The sequence below is a fragment of the Chimaeribacter coloradensis genome, assembly GCF_002858715.1.
Lineage (GTDB): Bacteria > Pseudomonadota > Gammaproteobacteria > Enterobacterales > Enterobacteriaceae > Chimaeribacter > Chimaeribacter coloradensis.
The window spans coordinates 1-1048 of sequence record NZ_PJZH01000067.1 but is presented as its reverse complement, the minus strand read 5'-3'; the positions used below and the strand labels follow the sequence as shown (position 1 = coordinate 1048).

At 55.1% G+C, this 1048-nt stretch carries 1 protein-coding gene; it reads right to left on the bottom strand.

The window, feature by feature from the left end; genetic code table 11:
• Positions 1–4: 4 nt before the first annotated feature.
• Positions 5–1048, bottom strand: a 1044-nt coding sequence (tuf, locus tag CYR32_RS21175; RefSeq protein WP_101827044.1) for an elongation factor Tu, incomplete at its 5' end; no start/stop codon positions are given.

Sequence of the window (1048 nt, the reverse complement as noted above, 5' to 3'; positions counted from 1 at the left end):
GCGATTAAGCGATAACTTTAGCAACAACGCCCGCACCAACAGTACGGCCGCCTTCACGGATTGCGAAACGCAGACCGTCGTCCATTGCGATCGGGTGGATCAGGGTAACAACCATTTTGATGTTGTCGCCCGGCATTACCATCTCAACGCCTTCCGGCAGTTCGATGGTGCCAGTCACGTCAGTAGTACGGAAGTAGAACTGCGGACGGTAGCCTTTGAAGAACGGAGTATGACGGCCGCCTTCTTCTTTGGACAGGATGTACACTTCAGATTCGAACTTGGTGTGCGGCTTGATGGAGCCCGGCTTAGCCAGTACCTGGCCACGCTCGATCTCTTCACGCTTGATACCACGCAGCAGAACACCAACGTTCTCACCCGCACGGCCTTCGTCCAGCAGTTTGCGGAACATTTCAACGCCGGTACAGGTGGATTTCGCGGTATCTTTGATACCAACGATTTCAACTTCTTCACCTACTTTAACGATACCGCGCTCTACACGACCGGTAACAACAGTACCACGGCCGGAGATGGAGAATACGTCTTCGATAGGCAGCAGGAACGGCTTGTCAATCGCACGCTCTGGCTCTGGGATGTAGCTGTCCAGGGCTTCAGACAGTTCAACGATCTTGTCTTCCCACTCTGCTTCGCCTTCCAGCGCTTTCAGCGCAGAACCACGGATTACCGGGGTGTCGTCGCCTGGGAAGTCGTACTGAGACAGCAGCTCACGCACTTCCATCTCAACCAGTTCCAGCAGCTCTTCGTCATCAACCATGTCGCATTTGTTCAGGAACACGATGATGTACGGAACGCCTACCTGACGACCCAGCAGGATGTGCTCACGGGTCTGCGGCATCGGGCCGTCAGTCGCAGCAACAACCAGGATTGCGCCGTCCATCTGCGCAGCACCGGTGATCATGTTTTTCACGTAGTCGGCGTGCCCTGGGCAGTCAACGTGCGCGTAGTGACGAGTCGGGGTATCGTACTCAACGTGAGAGGTGTTGATGGTGATACCACGTGCTTTTTCTTCCGGTGCGTTATCGATCTGGTC